At 62.3% G+C, this 20,678-nt stretch carries 16 protein-coding genes; 7 read left to right on the top strand and 9 right to left on the bottom strand.

Features of this window, described 5'->3' with window-relative positions; genetic code table 11:
* The first annotated feature begins 13 nt into the window (after window positions 1-13).
* The 3 genes from ODI_RS13525 to ODI_RS13535 all read left to right on the top strand — a co-directional run bounded on the left by ODI_RS13525 (window position 14) and on the right by ODI_RS13535 (window position 1,801).
* Window positions 14-451 (top strand): Lrp/AsnC family transcriptional regulator, encoded by a 438-nt coding sequence (locus tag ODI_RS13525; RefSeq protein ID WP_067751238.1) that lies wholly within the window; start codon window positions 14-16, stop codon window positions 449-451.
* Between the two features lie 116 nt (window positions 452-567).
* On the top strand, window positions 568-1,179 hold the full coding sequence (locus tag ODI_RS13530) for an NAD(P)H-dependent oxidoreductase (protein WP_067751240.1): 612 nt from the start codon (window positions 568-570) through the stop codon (window positions 1,177-1,179).
* Between the two features lie 22 nt (window positions 1,180-1,201).
* Window positions 1,202-1,801 (top strand): TetR/AcrR family transcriptional regulator, encoded by a 600-nt coding sequence (locus ODI_RS13535; protein ID WP_067751242.1) that lies wholly within the window; start codon window positions 1,202-1,204, stop codon window positions 1,799-1,801.
* 30 nt (window positions 1,802-1,831) lie between these two features.
* Here ODI_RS13535 and ODI_RS13540 read toward each other — a convergent pair whose 3' ends face one another.
* Complete coding sequence (locus tag ODI_RS13540; RefSeq protein ID WP_067751244.1) at window positions 1,832-2,512, bottom strand: TetR/AcrR family transcriptional regulator; 681 nt, start codon at window positions 2,510-2,512, stop codon at window positions 1,832-1,834.
* A gap of 155 nt (window positions 2,513-2,667) precedes the next feature.
* Here ODI_RS13540 and ODI_RS13545 point away from each other — a divergent pair, with 155 nt between their 5' ends.
* Window positions 2,668-3,408 (top strand): SDR family NAD(P)-dependent oxidoreductase, encoded by a 741-nt coding sequence (locus tag ODI_RS13545; protein ID WP_067751246.1) that lies wholly within the window; start codon window positions 2,668-2,670, stop codon window positions 3,406-3,408.
* Window positions 3,409-3,487: 79 nt separating this feature from the next.
* Here the strand turns inward: ODI_RS13545 and hxsA are convergent, their stop codons facing one another.
* The 4 genes from hxsA to ODI_RS13565 all read right to left on the bottom strand — a co-directional run bounded on the left by hxsA (window position 3,488) and on the right by ODI_RS13565 (window position 7,476).
* Entirely contained in the window at window positions 3,488-4,120 is a 633-nt protein-coding gene (gene hxsA, locus ODI_RS22705; RefSeq protein WP_074046776.1) for a His-Xaa-Ser repeat protein HxsA, read from the bottom strand.
* Window positions 4,117-5,244: a His-Xaa-Ser system radical SAM maturase HxsC gene (gene hxsC, locus ODI_RS13555; protein WP_074046777.1), complete on the bottom strand. Its 1,128-nt coding sequence runs from the start codon at window positions 5,242-5,244 to the stop codon at window positions 4,117-4,119. Before hxsC ends, hxsA begins: the two co-directional genes overlap by 4 nt.
* Window positions 5,232-6,683, bottom strand: coding sequence for a His-Xaa-Ser system radical SAM maturase HxsB (gene hxsB / locus ODI_RS13560; RefSeq protein ID WP_067751248.1), 1,452 nt, complete (start codon window positions 6,681-6,683; stop codon window positions 5,232-5,234). Before hxsB ends, hxsC begins: the two co-directional genes overlap by 13 nt.
* Before the next feature lie 175 nt (window positions 6,684-6,858).
* A complete protein-coding gene (locus ODI_RS13565) occupies window positions 6,859-7,476 on the bottom strand; it encodes a TetR/AcrR family transcriptional regulator (protein WP_067751251.1) in 618 nt (205 codons plus the stop codon).
* Window positions 7,477-7,582: 106 nt separating this feature from the next.
* Between ODI_RS13565 and ODI_RS13570 the strand changes: the two genes are divergently transcribed.
* Window positions 7,583-8,653, top strand: a complete 1,071-nt coding sequence (locus ODI_RS13570; RefSeq protein ID WP_067751253.1) for an MBL fold metallo-hydrolase — start codon at window positions 7,583-7,585, stop codon at window positions 8,651-8,653.
* Window positions 8,654-8,656: 3 nt separating this feature from the next.
* Here ODI_RS13570 and ODI_RS13575 read toward each other — a convergent pair whose 3' ends face one another.
* Complete coding sequence (locus tag ODI_RS13575) at window positions 8,657-9,268, bottom strand: hypothetical protein (protein ID WP_067751255.1); 612 nt, start codon at window positions 9,266-9,268, stop codon at window positions 8,657-8,659.
* Window positions 9,269-9,670: 402 nt separating this feature from the next.
* On the opposite strand from ODI_RS13575, the gene ODI_RS13580 reads away from it, so the two are divergent.
* On the top strand, window positions 9,671-11,017 hold the full coding sequence (locus ODI_RS13580; RefSeq protein ID WP_067751258.1) for a S41 family peptidase: 1,347 nt from the start codon (window positions 9,671-9,673) through the stop codon (window positions 11,015-11,017).
* A 299-nt stretch (window positions 11,018-11,316) separates the two neighbouring features.
* Here the strand turns inward: ODI_RS13580 and ODI_RS13585 are convergent, their stop codons facing one another.
* The 3 genes from ODI_RS13585 to ODI_RS13595 all read right to left on the bottom strand — a co-directional run bounded on the left by ODI_RS13585 (window position 11,317) and on the right by ODI_RS13595 (window position 13,727).
* A complete protein-coding gene (locus tag ODI_RS13585; RefSeq protein WP_067751260.1) occupies window positions 11,317-12,621 on the bottom strand; it encodes a type II toxin-antitoxin system HipA family toxin in 1,305 nt (434 codons plus the stop codon).
* A complete protein-coding gene (locus ODI_RS13590) occupies window positions 12,618-13,010 on the bottom strand; it encodes a helix-turn-helix domain-containing protein (RefSeq protein WP_157929762.1) in 393 nt (130 codons plus the stop codon). The genes ODI_RS13585 and ODI_RS13590 overlap by 4 nt, the downstream gene beginning before the upstream one ends.
* 225 nt (window positions 13,011-13,235) lie before the next feature.
* Window positions 13,236-13,727, bottom strand: a complete 492-nt coding sequence (locus tag ODI_RS13595; RefSeq protein ID WP_067751265.1) for a helix-turn-helix domain-containing protein — start codon at window positions 13,725-13,727, stop codon at window positions 13,236-13,238.
* Between the two features lie 210 nt (window positions 13,728-13,937).
* On the opposite strand from ODI_RS13595, the gene ODI_RS13600 reads away from it, so the two are divergent.
* On the top strand, window positions 13,938-20,570 hold the full coding sequence (locus tag ODI_RS13600) for a DUF3320 domain-containing protein (RefSeq protein ID WP_067751268.1): 6,633 nt from the start codon (window positions 13,938-13,940) through the stop codon (window positions 20,568-20,570).
* Window positions 20,571-20,678 lie beyond the last annotated feature (108 nt).

Here is a 20,678-nt window from a genome sequence, read left to right on the forward strand (position 1 = left end):
CGGAGATATTCCTATGCCACTGGACGACACCGATCACAGCATCCTGACGCTGCTGCAACGCGATGCCCGCATGCCCATCAAGACCCTGGCCGAGCAGATCGGCCTGTCCGCCCCCGGCGCCTCGGAACGCGTGCGCAAGCTGGAAGAGCGCGGCGTCATTCGCGCCTTCACCGTCGATGCCGACACGCGCGCCCTGGGCTATTCCCTGCAGGCCATCGTTCGCGTCAAGCCCCTGCCCGGCAAGCTGAAGGCCGTGCAGAAGCTGCTGGAAACCATTCCCGAGCTTTCCGAGTGCGACAAGGTCACCGGCGAAGACTGCTTCATCATCCGCCTGCACCTGCGCTCCATCGAACACCTGGACTTCATCCTGGAACGCATCACCGACAAGGCGGAAACCCACAGCAGCATCGTCAAATCCCAACCTGTCGCAAGGCGCCTGCCCGCGTTCTGATTGCCAGCAGCAGGGCTGGCATCGACATACTACCAAAGGTAGGTTACTGTTGGTAGGTACGAGCTCGCATCGGCATCCCGCCGACGGGCTGCCGACCTGCCATTGGAGTACCGGCCATGCACACCCTCATCGTCGTCGCCCACCCCAACCCCTCGTCCCTCACCCACGCCATTGCCCGGCGCGTCGCGCAAGGCATCACGGCAAGCAATGCGGGGCACACCACCGAGTTCGCCGACCTGGCCGCGGAAGGGTTCGACCCGCGCTTCAGCCTGGCGGACCAGGCGTTGTTCCTGAAGCAGGCCGCGCCGCCCGCCGATGTGGCCGCCGAGCACGCGCGCATCGACCGCGCCGATACGCTGGTCCTCGTCTACCCGATCTATTGGTGGTCCTTTCCCGCGCTGTTGAAAGGCTGGATCGATCGCGTCTTCTCGCCAGGCTGGGCCTACGAGGACAACGACGACGGCAAGGTCGTGAAGAAGCTGCAACGCCTGCGCGTGCACCTCGTCGCGGTCGGCGGTGCCGACGAAGGCACCTTCACCCGCCACGGATACGCCCCCGCCATGAAGACGCAGATCGACCACGGCATCTTCGATTACTGCGGCGCGCCCGTGCTGGGCTCGCACGTGCTGCTGGCCTCCGATGCCGGCTATCCCGACGCACATCTGGACACGGCGCACAGCATCGGGTTGGACATCGTCGGCCAGGACATCGCCGCTTCCCAGGCCTGAAGGGGAATGGGACAATTCCCCCATGACCTCGCCCTCTTCCACGCCGCCGCGCCATCGCCTGACCCGAGAAGCCCGCACCCGCCAGTTGCTGGACGTCTCATGGGCGCTGATCGGCGAGGAAGGCACGGACGCGCTCACGCTGGGCCGCCTGGCCGAGGCCGCGGGCGTCACCAAGCCCGTGGCCTATGACCACTTCGGCACGCGCAACGGCCTGCTGGCCGCGCTGTACGAGGATTACGACGTGCGCCAGACGGCCATCTTCGATGCCGCCGTGGCCGCCGCCAAGCCCACCCTGCAAGACAAGGCGCGCGTCGTCGCTGCCGCCTATGTCGACTGCGTGCTCACGCAAGGCCGCGAGATCCAGGACGTGCTGGCCGCGCTCAGCGGCTCGCCGGAACTGGCGGCGGTCAAGCGGCAGTATCTGCAGATCTTCATCGGGAAATGCGCGGCGTGGTTCGCGCCCTACGCCGGCCCCAGCGGCGTGCCGGCGGCCAGCCTGTGGGCGATGCTGGGTGCCGCCGATGCGTTGTCGGATGCCGCGCTGCTGGGTGACATCACCGAAGACCAGGCGAAAGAGGAACTGCGGCAGACCCTGCTGGGGATGGTCAAGCGCAGCAAATGAGGTGCCGGCCAAGGCGCCAGGCCCGCAGGCTCACTTCCTGGACTTGCGCGCCTTGCCGCCCGTGCGGGCATCGAAGCCCAGCATGGCCACTTCGGCCACCGCGTACAGCTCGTCGCCACTGACGCCGTCGCGGGCCAGGATGGACATGCCGCCCTGGACCGTCTGCACGAAACGCGCCAGCGCGTGCACATCCGTCTCCGGCGGCAACTCGCCTTCCTGGATGGCCTGCTTCAGGCGTGCCGTCACGCGCACCAGCGTGCCGCCGCGCGCCGTGCGCAGCAGCGCGCACAGCTCGCCATGCGCCTCGCCATCGACCGTGGACAGCGCCACCATGCAGCCTTGGGGCACATCCTGCACAGTGCCCGTCAGCCCCGCAGCCGAATCCCGCAGCAAGGCCCACACCGCCTCCCGGGCCGTCCTGGCGGCGTCGAATCCCGCCCACACCAAGCCCCGATAGGTCTGCTCGTAATGCTGCACGGCCTCGGCATACAGCGCATCCTTGGACCCGAAAGCCGCATACAGGCTGGGCGAGCCGATGCCCATCGCATCGGTCAGGTCGGCGATCGACGTGGCCTCGTAGCCCTTGGTCCAGAACAGGCGCGTCGCCTGCGCCAGCGCCGCCTCGCGATCGAACGCGCGCGGCCGGCCCCGCGCGCGCGGGGCGCTGGCGTTGCTGGCATCGAGCTGGACGGGTTTGTCTGATTTCTGCATCGATCCCACTATAAATCCCCCAAAGAGCCAGGACAAATACCGTTGGCGCTGCCAACAGATATTTATATTGATCAATACAAATATCTGTTGACAGGCATTGGGCCGCCCTCATACCATTTTTGTGTCATTCGATACATAAATGGAGAAATCAGATCATGAGTGAACTGTCAGGCAAGCACGCCCTCGTCACGGGCGCATCGCGTGGTATCGGCGCCGCCATCGCCCTGGCGCTGGCGGAAAAAGGCGCGAACGTCGCCATCACCTATGAACGTTCGGCGGAACGCGCTGCAGAGGTCGTCGGGCAGATCGAAAAACTGGGCCGCAAGGCCGTGGCGATCCAGGCCGACAGCGCCGACCCCGCGGCGGTGAAACGTTCGGTGGATGACGCGGCCAAGGCTCTGGGCGGCCTGGACATCGTCGTCAACAATGCCGGCATCGCGCGCCAGGGCCTGGTGGCCGACGCCAGTCTCGAGGACATCGATGCCTTGCTGGACGTGAACGTGCGCGCCCCCATCCTGACCGCGCAAGCCGCCATTGCGCACCTGCGCGACGGCGGCCGGGTCATCAACATCGGTTCGAACCTGGGCGACCGTGCCCTGGTGCCGGGCGTGACCATCTACGCCATGACCAAGTCCGCCCTGCAGGGACTGACGCGCGGCCTCGCGCGGGAACTGGGCCCGCGCCAGATCACGGTGAACCTGGTGCAGCCGGGGTCGACCAACACCGACATGAATCCGGCCTCGGGAGAGTTCGCGGACATGCAGCGCTCGTTGATTCCGCTGGGGCACTTCGGTGAAGCGCAGGACATCGCGGCCGCGGTCGCTTTCCTGGCCAGCCCGGCGGCCAAGCAGATCACCGGGGCCATCTTGAACGTGGATGGGGGAACGCTGGCTTGAGCAACATCCCGCCATTGCCATTCCTGATCAGATTGCGAGACATGGCGGGGCTGTCTTACAAATCAATCAAGCACAAAACTCAATTCACAAGCGGAATTCCTAGCGCATTCATCGTATCCGTCGTCATCAGGCCACTTGCGGGCAACGACTTGATCATTTGGAATTGCTTTAAAGCCTCAACCGTCTGGCGGCCCAACACCCCATCTACACTACCTTGATACAGCCCCAAAGAGCTCAATTGAATCTGTACACGCATGATCTGAAGCTTTAACTTCTCGGTCCGAGTCAGATCTACTGTTCCCCCCGCGCCAGATCCTCGCACAGCAGAACCCCCACTCACTCCACCACCGGGCGTGACATCTCTGGACGCTCCGGGATAGCTAGGTGCGACAGAACTCCCGGAGGAAGATGACGATGAAGGGGGGCTATAAAGTGGAGTGATACGCGCAGGCGCTGGGGACGAATAGGTTCGACCGCTCGAGCCAGAATAATGAGAGCGATGACTGGAGTGGGATCTGTGGCTTGAATGCGAGCGATGCGCTGCAAACAAGTTATCGTGATCAAAGTTCAATGGTTGCAATGGAACAGCCTTGGGATCATTCAGTATATCGAGTACCCGGCTGGCGGCATCGACAGGCGTTTCTGCAGACTTGCTAGCGAATGGTGTAATTCCCGCAAGAAAGAGACTGATGCTTTTAACGAATCTGCTCATGCCTTTGCCTCTTCAAATATCTTTATCGTCTTCAACGGCTTCCAGCCACGTTCGTGCCATGAGAAAAAACCAGAGCAGGAAGCTCTCAAACTACACTCTGAACATACCGGGGCATAGACATTTTTCCAGTCAGATATGCTTCGATGCGCGTAGGGACGTAGTTGCTCGGGCAATGCACAAAGCGGCGCGTTCATGAACAAAAAAGGTACTTCATGACGCGCCAAGATCCGACAGGAAGCATGCAGTGTTTCATGCCATTCGGATAGATCCACTTCGCAGACGTCCCGATTTGCCAAAGCGAACCCGATAGGCTCACAAGCCATCAGAGCGACCTCCCTAACAAAAGGCAGGTTACGCCCGATGTAGATGCAGAGTTCCTCAAGCTCCTCAAGCACTGGCTGGATCAGCACCACCCGCAACTGCACTGGCTGACGATAGGCTTGAAGATTGAGAATTCCTTGCAGCGTTTGCTCAAATGCACCCTTGGCCTGCACGATGAAGTCATGTAGAAAATCAGCGTGTCCATACAAGGGAACGAGCCAAGAGGTGGGGGTCTCGAGATCACTCAGAAGAGAATCAGCGAATTCCCGATCGGCCAATAGACGGCCATTGGTCAATAAATCAACTTTAGCTGCGGGGTGATAATGTTTCACGTTCTCCAGGATCTCACGCAGCCGATCTCCCAGCAGCAACGGCTCACCTCCGCTCAGACCTATCACTGCCGATGGGGACATGTGCCGCAAGACATCTACAGCCTCCTGCACCATCCACTCGTCATCCTGCGCCGTGGGCGGCTGCGAGCACATCAAACAATAACTGTTACAGCGATTCGTAAGCTGCAGCCCATGATGATGATCCGATGCGCGATCAAGGACCACAAGCTCCTTGCCGTTGCCAGCCGAAACCACCACGTCTCCCCTCTGCAACCCTTCGGCATCTATCCAACTCACATTCGATAGGCCCGACGCTCTAAGTCTATCGAGGCGAGCTGCTATGCCCTCTCTCTCTCCAATCAACAAAAACCGTAAACTCGGTTGCCATTCGGCAGCCAGATCTCCAAGATCGATGACACGGTGAACCCCTTCGAGCACAGCCTCACCGAAATGAGCGTTCAAACGTCGCACAATCGCCTCGCCTCCTTCACGGGTTGCGCCCAGGCATGAAAGAGATCCAACATCTCTGGATCGGCTTGCTGAATTCTCTGAAAAAAGAAATCAAAGAGCCAGATATGCCGTTGGCAGTGTTCGGTTGAAGCAGGAGGAGCATCCATGCGACCAAATTGTGCTTGAGCATCTATTGGATTTGGCGCACAGAAGTTTTGGTATGCACAAGCATGACAATCAGGCATTTCGGCGACCAAACTAGAAGAAATCAGAGCCTGCTGCACTACCGATTTTTGCAGTACGGACATCGGGGTTCCTATCTTTCCAAGCCGCAGGGACACATCGCCGGTTTCGGCCAACATCCTTGCCTCATCACTCGGATAGACATAACCATCGTAGTTGTACACAAGGACGCTCTGCCCTGCGCCGGTTGGACTCTGGAGGTCCACGTAGCCGGTGTCAAATGGAGACAGTATCTTGTTCAGGATGATGGATGCATAGACCTCTCGCAACGGAACCCCTCGCTTATTCCAGTAGATGATGCGCGAGAAGGCCTTGGCATAAAACTGCTGAAACTCAATCACCTCATAACCCAGCAAGGCCTGATTTCTTTTTGCGAAACCATACGTACTCAAAGGCCGCAGAAAAATATCCTCAAAGCCCAAATTTACGTACTCGTCGACGATGGCCTCAGGAAAAGAAAGAGATGCCTTGGTCGTTGTCATCAACGCCGAAACTGCATCAAACCCCAGGTATTCGCGCGCCAGTCCGATCCCCCGTACCGTACGCTCGTATGCATCCCGGCCCGGCACAGGTCGATTGCGATTGTGCAACGAGGACGGCCCATCAATGCTCGTCGACAGCAAGACGTGATGCTCTCGCAAAAATGCGCAAATCTCTTTATCGAGCTGATGCAACGTCGACGCGATGACGAATCGTATTGAACGTTGATGCACGCGATTCAGTTCTTTAATTCGTATGATCGCAGCCTTTACCAAGTCAAATCTCAATAAAGGGTCACCACCTTGAAACTCGACAGTCAGTGCACGAGCGTTGCTCTGAAAAATGGACTCACATACCGAAAGAAGATCCTCTTTTGTTATCGTGTGGCCCGTATCTAGGAGTGAACGACTGACTTGGCAATATTGACAAGAGTGAGCGCATTGCAAAGTTGGGACGACAATATGAAGGCTCGGCCCTTCATGCAACGTTCCATGGCGCGCTGCCTGACGAGACAACAGCAGACTTTCGCTCCCTAGCGCGGTGACAGCTTTTGTGAATTGACGCGCCTTCAATTTCGCCTGCAATCCAAGCGGCAACTCTGAAACGCGGCCTTCCCTCAAAGCGAGAAGATCTGTTTCTTCAAGGAAAAGATAGTCTCCCGAAGCACTGACCGCTAAAGACTTAGCACCGATCCGCCGGCTCCAGTGTGGCTGCACTTCAATGGGATAGGCCTCCATGTAGCCCTCCTCCGGAAAGGCTGCGATGACGAAAACAACTCAAAAACAAAAGAAAAATATTGTCACACAAGGCTTGAGTGTCGTCCTTTGGCATTAACCCTTCTTCGACCTCATTTGTTGTTTCTACGCGTCTACTTCGAGTTGGATTGACCTAGGTTTTGCCTATGCTTTGCCCTCAATGCGCGCGGGCGTAGTACCCCAGGAACATCGCCACCGCCGAGTCCGCCACCTGCTTGCGCTCGGCCTCGCCCAGCGGGGCCTGGCCGAAGGTCACTTGCGGCCAGAAAGCGAAGCCCTTCACCAGCCCTTGCAGTTGATGGCCCGCGAACTCCGGATCGACCGCTTTCAGGCGCCCATCCGCAATGGCCGCGCGGATCCAGGCCGTCACGCCCGTTTCCTGTTCCCCCATGCGGCACACGATGGCCTGCGCCCGCTCGGGCGAATGGATGATCTCGGCCAGGGCCACGCGCGCCAGGTCGATGAAACTCGGATCGCCCAGCAAGGCCAGCTTCTGCATCAGCAGCCGGCGCAGTTGCTCGTCCAGCGGCGCATCGGCGCGGTATGCCAGGTCCACGCTGGCCGCCAGGCTCTCCCACAGCCGTTCCAGCATCAGGCCGAACAACGCTTCCTTGCTGGGAAAGTGGTTGTAGACCGTGCGCTTGGACACGCCGGCCGCCGCCGCGATGCGGTCCATGCTGGTGGCCTCGTAGCCCGCGCTGCGGAACTCCTCCACGGCGGCGCGCACGATGGCTTCGCGTTTGCGGTCGGTCAGGCGTTGGGGGGCTTGGGGCATGGACAAGGCACGTGAAAAGGCAGAGGAAAATTTTACACCGCACAGTGTACTTTTTCGAAAACGGAAACTACACTGTGCAGTGTATTTTTCAATCGCCCACCTTTCGATGAAGCGCTACGCCATCGTTCTCCTGTCAGGAATCCTCGCCGTGACCGCTCTCTGCTGCATCGCCCGCGACAAAGCCCCCAGCCACGCCGACTCGCCGCAACAGCGTGACGGCCGCTTCCACAACGCCAAGCCGCGCCCGCCCATGGGCTTCTGGAAGACCGCGAAGATCATGGGAAGCTTCCTGCTGGGCAAGCCCGCGAACACCGTGCCGGACCAGGCCATTCCCGTGCGCACCCTGACCCGCGCGCAGCTGGACGCCGCGCCCGATCGCAGCCTGTACCGCCTGGGACACTCCACCCTGCTGCTGAAACTGCGCGGCAAATTCTGGCTGACCGACCCGGTCTTCTCGGAACGCGCCTCGCCCGTGCAATGGGCCGGGCCCAAGCGCTTCCACGCGCCGCCCATCGCCATCGAAGACCTGCCGCCGATAGCCGGCGTCATCCTGTCGCACAATCACTACGACCACCTGGACCACGCCGCCGTGCTTGCGCTGGCCGACAAGACCGCGCGCTTCATCGCGCCGCTGGGCGTCGGTGACCAACTGGTCGCGTGGGGCATCGACACGGTCAAGATCACGCAGCTGGATTGGTGGGAATCCACCACGGTCGACGGCCTGCGCCTGACGGCCACGCCCGCCCAGCACTTCTCGGGCCGCGGCCTGACCGACAGCGACCGCAGCCTGTGGGCGTCATGGGTCATCCAGGACGACGACCTGAAGGTGTTCTTCAGCGGGGACACCGGCTACTTCGACGGCTTCAAGGCGATCGGCGACAAGCTCGGCCCCTTCGACATCACGCTGATGGAAACCGGCGCCTATGACCCGCGCTGGGCCTTCGTGCACATGCAGCCCGAAGAGACGCTGCAGGCGCACCAGGACCTGCGCGGCGGCTGGTTGCTGCCCATCCACAACGGCACCTTCGACCTGGCCATGCATGGCTGGTCGGAACCCTTCGAACGCATCACAGGACTGGCGGGGGAACAAGGCGTGCCGATCACCACGCCGGAAATGGGCGAGCGCGTGGACTTGCGCGCGCCGCATGCCGGCTCGGCGTGGTGGCGCAAGGACTGACGCTCAGGCGCAGCCCTCGACGTAGGCCAGCACCGGCATCAGGCCGACGTGGATCAGCTTGACCTTGCCGTCGGCGCCGATCTCGAAGCGCACGCCCGCGCTGCTGGGCGAGGCGTCGGGCGAGGTCAGGTATTTGGCGGGCGGGGATTCGTATTTGTGCAGGTCCTGGGTCAGGGCCGGGAATTTGACGCTGACCGACTGCTCCGTCGCGCCGATGCCCAGGCCGTCGAACGTGAGACTGGAACGCTGGCCCAGCGTGATGCGCTGGACCGTGTTGTCGATGACGATGGCATAGGCGCCGGGATACTGCGGCGAGCTGGCGGTGCGGCAGACGTCGCTGGCTTGCGCGCCGCGCTCAGCCCAGGTGCTGGAGTTGGGAACGGGCTGGCCGATGCGCAGGTCGCCCAGGCCGTCCAGCCGCAGAGTGTTCGATGTTGCGGTGTTGGTGGCCTGGGCCGGGGCCGTGCCCGCGCTGGGCGTCGTGGCCAGCACCGCGCTGTCTGCGCGTGGGGCTGGATCAGGAGATGAACACGCGCTCAGCATCAACACCAGGGGCAGTGCTGACAGGCAAGTCGCGCGGCGGCCGACGACGCGCTTGAAATTCGCAAGGGACATGGCTTCGCTCCTGCGTTGATCGAGTAGATGGCCATCTTATCGTGGCAGACAGCGCTGCTTTGCGGCCATCCCGCTTGCAGTGGCAAGTGAGCGTCTCGAAATGTGAAGCCAGGCATGCCTTAACATCCAGGGTTCAGAAAGGTGTGACGAATGAGACCCCTGGCTTTGGAGGCTTGACCGCATGACTGACACCGCCCCCGGCGCCCTCACCCAGACTGCGCCGCAGTGCTGCCCCAAAGCGCGCCTCAACCAGCTCCCCGATGACGAACTGCTGGCATATCAGCACACGGGTTGCTTGCCTCTGGTTCATGCGCACCGCTACTCAGTGGGAAATTGGGCCGATCTGGTGGGCCGCAGGGCTGGCATCACAGCAGCGGCGTGAGTGGTCCGCACACGTCCTCGATGAGCCGCCATCGCATCCTGGCCCTGCTGGCCGCCCTCACGATTCCGTTTGCAGCCTGGGCAGGCCCACGCGAAGACATCGAGGAAACCCTGACCGCAGCCGTCGTGCAGATCCAGTCGCACTACGTCGATGCGGTCAGCACCCGCCAGGTGACACTCGCCGGCCTGCGCAGTCTTGCGCCACTGTTGCAGCCCGCAGCCCTGCAACTGGCAATCAGGACCCAGGAAAAAGCCAAAGGCGTCACGCCCCAAGTCCGCGTCCTGACCGACACGCTCATGCGCGTCCCAGACAGCGAACGCGAGGCTGCGCTGAAGGCAGCGTTGCGCGGCATGCTGGCCGGGCTGGATACCCACAGCCGGCTGGTCGCGCCGGCCGAATTCAAACCACCGCCTGCTTCCGTGGGTCTTGAACTGCAGATGACGCAAGGCCGCCTCACCGTCGTACGGGCATTGCCCGGCGGCCCGGCCGAGCAGGCGGGACTGCGAGGCGGCGATGTGATCGTGGCTGTGGACGAGACCCTGACCGACGGCATGCGGCTGGCTGAGGCCGTGACCCTCTTGCGTGGCGAAGTCGGAACGCCGGTGATATTGAAGGTGCAGCGCATCGGCGAGTCCACAACGCTGAAAATGACATTGGTGCGCGCTCCTCTGCCCGCCCCGCCCTCGGTGTCGTGGGAACGCGAGGGTGGTATCGCGGTGATTCGGATCGCCGCCTTCAACCAGCGCACGGCGGCGGACTTCAGTGCTGCATTGAATGCCGCCGCGGATCAGGTAAGTGTGCCGCTGCAAGGGCTTGTGCTGGATCTGCGTGGTAATGCTGGTGGCTTGCTGAATGTGGCTGAACAGGTGGGTGGCCTGCTGCTGCCCTCCGGGACCTTGATCGGTAGCTTACGCGGGCGGTCGGCGCAGAATGCGCGGCGGCTCGTGGCCAGGGGTGGAGAGATCGTGCCTGGATTACGGATGAGCGTGCTGGTGGATGGGCGCACTGGGGCTGGCGCGGAGCTGGTTGCCGGGGCGTTGCAGGATCATGGGCGGGCGTTGTTGATTGGGGAACGGACGGCTGGCGCAGGGACGGTGCAGACGGTGCTGCCCTTGCCGCGGGAGGAAGGCGGGTTGTTGTTGACCAGTGCGCGGATGGTTCGTGCCACGGGTGCGGGGGTTGAAGAAGATGGGGTGGTGCCTGATGTCGTGCATGCCGCTGGGACTAGGCAGTTAGTGGTGCGTGATGATTTGCTTGCGGGGTTTGATAAGGCGTTGGCCTGGAGGATTCAGGCTGCTGTGGCGCAAGCTGGGGCTGAGGCGGATGTGGTGAGGGTGGCAGCGATGGCGGCGATGCGCCGCGATTGACGGAAGGGGGAGACGCGGCACGAAAAACAACAAAGGCGCTTCTGCGCCTTTGTTTTTACTTATGGGGATCACTCCCACTCTGTCATCAACGGGCCTCGTAAGCCCATGTGATTAAATGGATTTTTCTGATCGCCACAAACCATACCGTCGCCATCTACCGTCAAAATCACGCGCTTAATGCTGGTGCGGGTGATGGAGCTCTTTTGCGAGGCGTCGATTCTTTCGGGCTCATAGTCAATCAATTTGCATCTTAGCGCAGCGTAGATTGCCTGAGACAACTTGGTTCAACCATCAAACGGCTACACCGCGATTTCTCGACGCATGCCTCGATGCAATTTGGCTGCCGTAGACTCCGGGACACCGGCTTGATCCGCATAGCGCATCCAGTCTTCGACACGCTGATGGATGTCGGCCACGATGTCTCGCGCCTTCTTCGGCTTCATGCCGCAGAAGGCACCGAACGCAACCAGATCATCTATTTCGAAGTGATCGCGTTTGCCGTTGAGGCTCATCTGATGCTGGTGCGTCCAACTGCCTCCCGGGTTGTAGGCATAACTCACATCGAATGCTGGCGAGAGTCGCCACTCGCCGCGGCGGTTCATCAGGAACGCAATGTTCTTGACGTGGTCGTCCTGGTTGCGGATCAGTACGTTCAACACCGCCCGCCGGAACTGCTGTTCGATGTCCAAGGCAGGTAGACCGAGGCGGCGGATCGTCTCCACCGCTTGCTCATAGGAATAGGCACCCGCCGCGTTGAAGTCGAAATGACGCATGGCTGCCAAGGATTGCATATGCAGCTTACGGCCTGCCGCATCACGGTCGAACCTGCGCGTCATGAAATGCGCGCGTCCACCTTCGCGATGGATCCGGCTCTGGCTCATGTCGATGCCGGCATCGACCGCCAACAGATAGCAGGCGTATTCGATCAGCCCGAAGCCTTGCGGGTCAGCCAGTTCCTTGTCGCGATTGTCGGCGATGCCGTCGAACTTCATCAGCCAGTAGGTGAAGCCCTCACCTGCCTTGACCTGGCCCGAGCGAAATTCCCCGGTCTTTTCGTTCCAGGCCAGCACCGCCTTGGCGCGTGCCCCGCCCGCAGAAGTCCCCACCCGCAGGATGTCTTCCAGCGCCTCCCGGTCGTCCTCGCCATGCAACGCGCCGGCAAGCCGTTCGCGATGGCTGAGCACGTCATTGGCCAGCCGGGTGAGCGCATCGATCTCGACCTTGCGTGACCGTCGCCCCCCCGCCCCAAGAGACGGATGGAACTCCAACGCCCCCATGCCCCGCGTGCCGATGTAGCACAACCGTTCCACCGGGTTGAAGCTGCTGGCTGCCCTGCCCTGCGTCACCAGCCACGCATCTATCAGGGCATTGCCGAACTTGTCCGGCAATGAGTCGGCCAGCAAACCAGGCAAGCCCTTGAATGCCTCTCGCGGCAAGCCGGGGAATTCGTAAGGATCGGACCCGAGCGGCATCGTCAACGGCGCCAGCTCGATCCGGCTTTGCGCAAAGTCGGGCATGTACTGGAACACCGCCAGTTGGCGATCTTCCAGCCAGCTCACTGCGCCAATCTCCTTACCCCACAGGCGGACGGTGGCATTGGTCACGCGTCGTCCTCCTCACCCCAGGCCCAGTCCGTGGCCTTGGCCGTCGTTGTGCTCTGCTCACGTGCACGGCGGCGTTCGCGATCACCATGGCGAACACGTTCGACCGGCCGGACATCCGGGTCTGGCAGGCATTCAAGCAATCGCCCTTCCAGCCCCAGTACGCTCAACACCCGCAGCAACGTCTCCAGCGAGGTGTTCTCACCCGCTTCTAGACGTTTGATGCTGCTGATGGAAGCCCCCGACTCGCGCGCCACATGCGCCTGGGTCAGGTTCCTGCTCAGGCGCAACTTGGCAACCCGCGACCCCAAGGAATGCAGACTCTCTGCCAATGTAGAAGGCGAATTCCCGTAATATTCCATATGTGGAACCATATCACGTACAAACGTCAATAGTAGCTCTCATAAGAGCTTTTTAAGGATAAAAAATTTAGCCTCATATAAGAGCGATAAAATGCAATAATCGAGCTTTATAGCTCATATATGAGCTTCAGTTCCACTCCGGCAAGAGTGCCTCTCACGGCGTCAGACAACAGCCCTACCGACTGATCGACGATTAGCGCCGGCGCCCGCTGAAACAGGCTTTCCCCGGCTCTACCTGGCAGTGATGCCCGGACTTCATGCCCACAACGTCCGACGGTGCAGGGACAACGATCCGGCCAGCTTCGCCACGTTGCGCCAGACCTGCTTTGGGGGCTGGTGTGTATGCGAGGCAGTCTCCTCCACAGCCATCACGACGACAGGCACGGGCGCCTCATCCAGCAAATGCGTCAGGTGCGGAGCAAATGAAGCAGGCACTTCACCGCTCGCCAGGGCCTGCTCCAGCGTCTCGGGCGCCAGTTCTTGCGCATAGCTGACACTAGCGGTCTTGGCCGCCATCCACAGGCCGCGCTTCTTCCGCCGCGCTTGGGTATCCAGCTTAGGACTGTCCAGGCCCAGAACAGCCATGACCTGACCCACCCGGTTGACACCCAGATCGCTCAGGGTGCCGTTCTCCAGGCCGACCAGGGTCTGACGAGACAGGCCGCTCAGGTGCGCCAACTGCGCTTGGGACAGGCCCAGCTCAGAGCGCCGGGTCCGCACGGCATGGCCGATATCGATTAGGTTCATGGCGGATAGCAAGCGGATAAAGTGTCTGATATTTTTTACATATTACTTCTGCCTGCCAGGGCCTGCAAGAACTGGATCCGACGGCCGCGGATCTACCTCCCGTGCCGCCATGGCCCTTACTCGCCGAAATGTCTGGCAACTAGAGCTAATATCGTGGCAGGACGTAACAGTGCGTAATGCGCGTTACAGCGGGGTACCACAGGGGATTCCATGGACGAGACACAACCGCAAGGTTCGGCCGCCGCTGCCGAACCGAAGATTGACGCAACCCTGATCGCCAAATTGAACCTGGCGGACTTTCAGAATGCAGTCCCGTTGGTCCGGGATCTATGGTTGATCAACGAGACCGACCAGACGCATGAGCAAGTCGAGTTGGTCCTGACTTCCGATCCGCCCTTCCTGAAACCGCGCCGGTGGCGGATCGACACGCTGGCAGCGGGCTCCCGCTATCCGATCCGCGACCTGGATGTGAACCTGGACGGCGGATTGCTGGCTCGGCTCACCGAAGCCGAGACGGCCGCAGTCTCACTGGCACTGCGCAAAGTGGACGCAGATGCCTCCGCCCCTGCCCTCGCGCAACGCGATATCCACCTGGAGTTGCTCCCCCGCAATCAATGGGGAGGTATCTCACATCTGCCCGACCTGGTCGCCGCCTTCGTCCAGCCCAACGATCCGGCCGTGGATCGACTGCTCAAGCGAACCGCCGAGGTGCTGCGCCAGAACGATCGCAATCCTGCGCTGGACGGATATGCCGGCGGTGCCAAGCGCGCCTGGGAACTGGCTTCGGCCATCTGGAGCGCCACGGCCGGCATGCAACTGGACTATGCCTTGCCGCCCGCCAGCTTCGAGCAGTCGGGCCAGAAGGTGCGCAGTCCCAGCCAGATCGAAAGCTCGGGACTGGGAACGTGTTTTGACCTAGCTTTGCTGTTCTGCGCCGCACTTGAGCAGGCAGGATTGAACCCCCTGCTTGTCTTCACAGAGGGTCACGCCTTTGCCGGCGTCTGGCTGCAACCCGAAGAATTCTCTACCACGGTCGTCGACGATGTGACCGCGTTGCGCAAGCGCCTCAGGCTCAAGGAACTGGTGCTGTTCGAGACCACCCTGACCACGCAGCGCCCTACCGCCGCCTTCAGCTATGCAACCGAACGCGGCGTCCAGCAGGTGGACGAATCCCGGGACGCGGAATTCCGATTGGCCGTAGACATCCGCCGGGCCCGGCTGCAGCGCATCAAACCATTGGCCAGCGCGGAAGCGCTCACTGCTGGTGCACCAGATACCGAAGCGTCATCAGCCACACCTGCCGTTCCCACGATCGAAGACGCGCCTGACCTTCCGGACAGCGCGCCGGCCAATGCGGAAGATGCCAGCCAACTCGATCCCAAGGACCGCCTGCTTCGCTGGCAACGCAAGCTGCTGGACCTTTCACTACGCAACAATCTGCTCAACTTCAAGGGCGGCAAGAAGTCGCTCAAACTGGAAGCGCCGGACCCCGCGGCGTTGGAAGACCTCCTGGCCAGCGGCCAGTCCCTGAAGCTGCGCCCGCGTCCGGACCTGATGGACGGCGCCGATCCTCGTGATCAGGCCATCTACGAAGCCCGCGAACGCGAGAACGTACGTCGCGCGCACGCATTGGAGGCTCTGCAGAAACGCGAGGTTTTCGTCGGCGTTCCCGAAACCGAGCTCGATTCACGTCTGACCGAGCTGTTCCGCGGCGCCCGCACGACTTTGCAGGAAGGCGGTGCCAATACGCTGTATCTCGCCCTCGGCTTCCTATCCTGGACACGCGAAGACCGCGACGGCCAGCGCTACCGCGCTCCGTTGATCCTGGTGCCGGTCAGCCTGCAGCGCAAGAGCGCCCGCTCGGGCTTCACGCTCTGCCTGCACGACGACGAGCCCCGCTTCAATCCGACCTTGATCGAGATGTTGCGCCAGGACTTCGACCTGAGCCTAGGCGCCCTCGAAGGTGCGCTGCCGCAAGACGAGACCGGCCTGGATGTCGCTGCGGTCTGGAAAATCGTCGGCCACGCCATCAAGGACATCAAGGGCTGGGAAGTCACCGAGGACGTGGTGCTGTCCATGTTCTCGTTCGCCAAGTACCTGATGTGGAAAGACCTGGCCGAGCACAGCGAACAGTTGCGCGAAAACCCGGTCGTGCGCCACCTGCTGGACACCCCGCGCGATGCCTATCCACCGGGTGCTCCGTTCCCGCAGGTGCGTGAACTGGACCAACACTTCGACCCCAAGCAGATGTTCTGCCCCTTGCCGGCGGATTCCTCGCAGTTGTCGGCCGTGCTGGCCGCCTCGCAGGGCAAGGACTTCGTCCTGATCGGTCCACCGGGGACGGGCAAGAGCCAGACCATCGCTAACCTGATCGCCCAATCCCTGGCACAGGGCCGGCGCGTCCTCTTCGTATCCGAGAAAATCGCGGCACTGGACGTCGTCTACCGGCGCCTGCGTGAAATCGGCCTGGGCGAGTTCTGCCTGGAGCTGCACTCGAGCAAGGCCCGCAAACTTGACGTACTGGCCCAATTGCAGTCCGCCTGGTCCAGCAGCGGCCAGGCCGACGCCGAGCAGTGGCGGGCAGAAGCCGACAAACTCAAACGTCTGCGCGATGCGCTGAACATCTATGTGGAACGCCTTCACCAGCGTCGCAGCAACGGCTTGAGCCTGTTCGATGCCATCGGCACCGTCAGCGCGGGACACGACGTCCCGACACTCCCCTTGGCCTGGCCCGCTGCTGATCAACACGATCATGTTGGCATCGAACAGCTGCGCAGTGCCGTGGACCGCCTGGAAGTCAATGCACAAGCCATTGGCCATTCCGCGCTGGCGCAGCACCCCCTCGCCCTGGTTGGCCAGGGAGACTGGTCGCCCACCTGGCAGCAACAGCTGATCGCCGCTGCGCGTGAGGTGCTTCCCGCTGCCCAGGCGACGATCGAATCCGCCCAGGCATTTATCCAGGCCATCGGCCTGCCCTCACCCACGTTGACGCCCGAAACCTGCGAAGCGCTGCTGCTGCTCGCTCAACGCCTGCCTTTGGCGGCGGGACGTGATTGGCGCTTTGTCCTGCGGCCCGACGCACGCAGCCTGAGCCAACGCTTGCAGGAAGGCGCGGCACTGGTGCGCCGCCATGCGGAACTGAACATGCAGTTGTCCACGCCGTGGCCAACCTCTGTCATGACCGCCTGCGTCGACGGGCTGGCCCTGCTCACCGAACATCAGCAGACTCATGGCGAGCTTAGCGAGCCCTGGCCGGTACGCATCACCGTCCAGCTCAACCAGGCACTAGGCCTGCTGGCCCAGCTCAGCGAGCATCATGCTGCCCTGTCGGCTCCCTACGGCGAGACGATCGAACAGCTTGACGTCGCCCAGTTGCAGCAAATGTGGGAACAGGCCGAGCAGACGTTCTGGCCAAAGTCGTGGCTGGGTAAACGCAAGGTCACAGCTCAACTGTCCAGCGCCACTACAGGCGGCTCGCAGCCAGACGTCGCCAACGATCTGCAGCATTGGAATGCCATCCGCGTCTTGCGCCAGCAGATCCAGGCCATCGCTCCAGGCGCGGAATGTGCGGACGTTTGGACGGGACTGGACACAGAACAGGACAAGGTGCGCACGGCCCTGCGCTGGCAAACCGCCCTGGCTGCCGTACGCGAAAGCCAAGCCTGGGAAGACGACGGCTTCGACGTCATCGCCAATGGCCAATGCGGAGCCACCCTGCAAGCCGATCTGCAGCGGGCTCGGCGACTGCGCCAACTCGACCAGGACATTGCTGCACAGGCATCGCTGGAAACAACGACCGACGGCCTATGGGCAGGCCATGCCACGCAAATCGACCGCCTGCGAGTCGCACTCGACTTCCTGAGCGACTGGCGCAGCCATGCTCAGCAAGGTGCTTTGGACACCCATATCTTGGTTGAAGAAGGCGCTTGCGGCCCCAAGCTGGCACGCGACCACCAGACGCTTCGCCAGCGAGCCGATACAGAACAGGCGCTGACCGCCCTGGACGACTTGCGAGAGTCCACCGCGGGCATGTGGAAAGGTCTCGCCACCAATCTGGATGACCTCGAACAGGCCTGCCAACTGCGGGAAGATCTGGCTGCCGTGCTGGCCCGCCTGGCCACCTCGCCCGAACAGATCTCTGCCTGCAAGGCACCGCTGCATGCGCTATTGGGCGATGCCAACGCACTGCTGGAGCCAGGCGGCCGCATCGCGCTGGCCGGCGCGCGATACGTGGAGAAATGGGAACAGTTGCTACCCCGACGCGAGGCATTAGCGACAACCGGACATTTTGCCGAGGCCGCCCAGACGCAGTGGCAGTCTTTGTCACTCGACGGGCTGATCGAGCAAAGTCAGTCCATCGTGCGCGCCGAACATGGTCTGCGCAGTTGGTGCGCATGGCGCCAGGCGCGCGACGAGGCGCTGGCACTCGGGCTGACCACGCTGGTCCAGGGCATCGAGCAAGGCCAGGTCGGCCCGGACCAAGCACGCCGAACTTTCGAGACCAACTACGCGCGCTGGTGGCTCAACGCCGTGGTCGATCATGAGCCGGTCATTCGCGGTTTCGTCAGCGCCGAGCACGAACAGCGCATCCGCGATTTCCGCGAGCTCGATGAGCGCTTCACCTCCCTGACCCGGGACTGGCTGCGTGCCCGCCTGTGCGCCGACCTGCCCTCGCAGGACAACGTCAGCCGCAACTCCGAATGGGGGCTGCTGCGGCACGAGATGGGCAAGAAGCGCGCGCACCTACCCTTGCGCGAACTGATGGCCCAGATTCCCGAGGCGCTGACCAAGCTCACGCCCTGCCTGCTGATGAGCCCGCTGTCCATCGCCCAGTACCTCCAGGCCGGGGCCAACGCATTCGACCTGGTGATCTTCGACGAAGCCTCGCAGATCCCGGTCTGGGATGCGATCGGTGCCATCGCCCGCGGCCGCCAGGTCGTCATGGTCGGCGACCCCAAACAGTTGCCGCCGACCTCCTTCTTCGACCGCGCCGAATCCGGGCTGGACGACGAAGACGTCGAGGCCGACCTGGAAAGTATCCTCGACGAGTGCATCGGCGCCAATCTGCCGACACGGAATCTGAACTGGCACTACCGTTCCCGACATGAAAGCCTGATCGCCTTCTCCAACCATGCCTACTACGACGGCGGTCTGGTTACCTTTCCTTCCCCCGTCACCAATGATCGCGCGGTCAGCTTGCAATTGGTGTCGGGTGCCTATCAGAAGGGAGGCACGCGGACCAACCCCGCAGAGGCCAAGGCGCTGGTCGCCGATGTCGTGGCGCGGCTGACGACCCCCGGTTTCCGAGAAAGCGGGCTGACGATCGGCGTGGTCACCTTCAACGCCGAGCAGCAGAAGCTGATCGAGGATTTGCTCGACGACGCACGACGCAAGGACCCACGTCTGGAGCCCTACTTCGCCGAGGACGAGTTGGAACCGCTGTTCGTCAAGAACCTGGAGAGCGTGCAGGGCGACGAGCGCGATCTCATCTATTTTTCCATCACCTACGGCCCGGACCCCGCAGGCCAACTGGCCATGAACTTCGGCCCGCTCAACCGCCAAGGCGGCGAGCGCCGGCTCAACGTGGCCATTACCCGTGCACGTCACGAACTGCGCGTGTTCGCCAGCTTCCGGGCCGAGCAGATGGACCTGGCACGCACCCAGGCCATCGGCGTGCGCGACCTCAAGCACTTCCTGGAATTCGCCGAACGCGGTGCCCGTGCGCTGGTAGAAGCCAACCGCGGCAGCCTGGGCGGCTTCGAGAGTCCCTTTGAACAGGCCGTGGCCACCGCACTGGCCCGGCGCGGCTGGCAAGTCCAGCCACAGATCGGCGCCTCTTCGTTCCGTGTCGACCTCGGTATCGTCGATCCCGACGCAGCCGGACGTTATCTGGCCGGTGTGGAGTGCGATGGCGCCACCTATCATCGCAGCGCCACTGCGCGCGATCGCGACAAGCTGCGCGAGCAAGTCCTGCGCGGCCTGGGATGGGACATTGTTCGCGTCTGGTCCACCGACTGGTGGATCGATCCGGCCGGCACGCTCGACAGGCTGGATGCCCGGCTGCGAGCCGTGCTCACGGCCCAGCGCGAGCGGCGTGCAGAAGAGGCAGAGCGCGAAGCCGAGGCCGAGCGCCTGGCGCAGGCGGCCATCGCTCAAGCCATGGCGTCAGTGATGAAGCCGGACGAGGAAACGGCGGCCCCCATCCAGGCACCAGACCCGATCGCACCGGAAGTCTCGGCGACAGCTCCATTGCAGCAAGTCGAGGAAGTCTTTGCTCGCCAGGTCTCCGCGGGAGCAGCCCATGCCGATGCCGAAGAAATAACGCCACCGGAAGCCTCGCTCTATCGGGTTACAGATCCCACCGAAGCTGTCGCCGGGGCCAATCCCGATAGATTCTTTGACGGTGAGTACAACGACATCCTGTCGGCCATGATCGCGCACGTCGTCGATCACGAGGGGCCCGTGCTCGACGCGCTGCTGGCCCGTCGCATCGCCCGTGCCCACGGCTGGCTGCGCACGGGCGGACGGATCCGCGAGCGCGTGTTCCAACTTGCTCGGGCCCGCTATCGGACGACAGATGAAGAGGTTGGCACGTTCTACTGGCCCGAGCATCTTGCCCCCTCAACGGAGCCGCCTTTCCGGGCGCCCGCCGACGAGGACAGCGTGCGGGCGGCCGATGAGATCAGTCTTCCAGAACTGGCTTCTCTGGCCCGTGCCGTGATCGCGCAAGGGACGGAAGGCGAAGCCGTGTATTACGCAATGGCGCGGAAACTGGGCCTTCAGCAACTGCGGGCCTCCAGCCGAGTACGCCTAGCACAAGCCGTACATTCGACAGGACATTAGGCAGACGTTCGTAGGAAGGGAACCATACCGTACCAGGAGGAACCACCATTGGACTCGGAACAGGGCCTTGCGTCGCCCCGGATAGTTCCGGCGGAGCCTGGGCCGCGG

The sequence above is a fragment of the Orrella dioscoreae genome (assembly GCF_900089455.2).
In the GTDB taxonomy this organism is placed as follows: Bacteria; Pseudomonadota; Gammaproteobacteria; order Burkholderiales; family Burkholderiaceae_B; genus Orrella; species Orrella dioscoreae.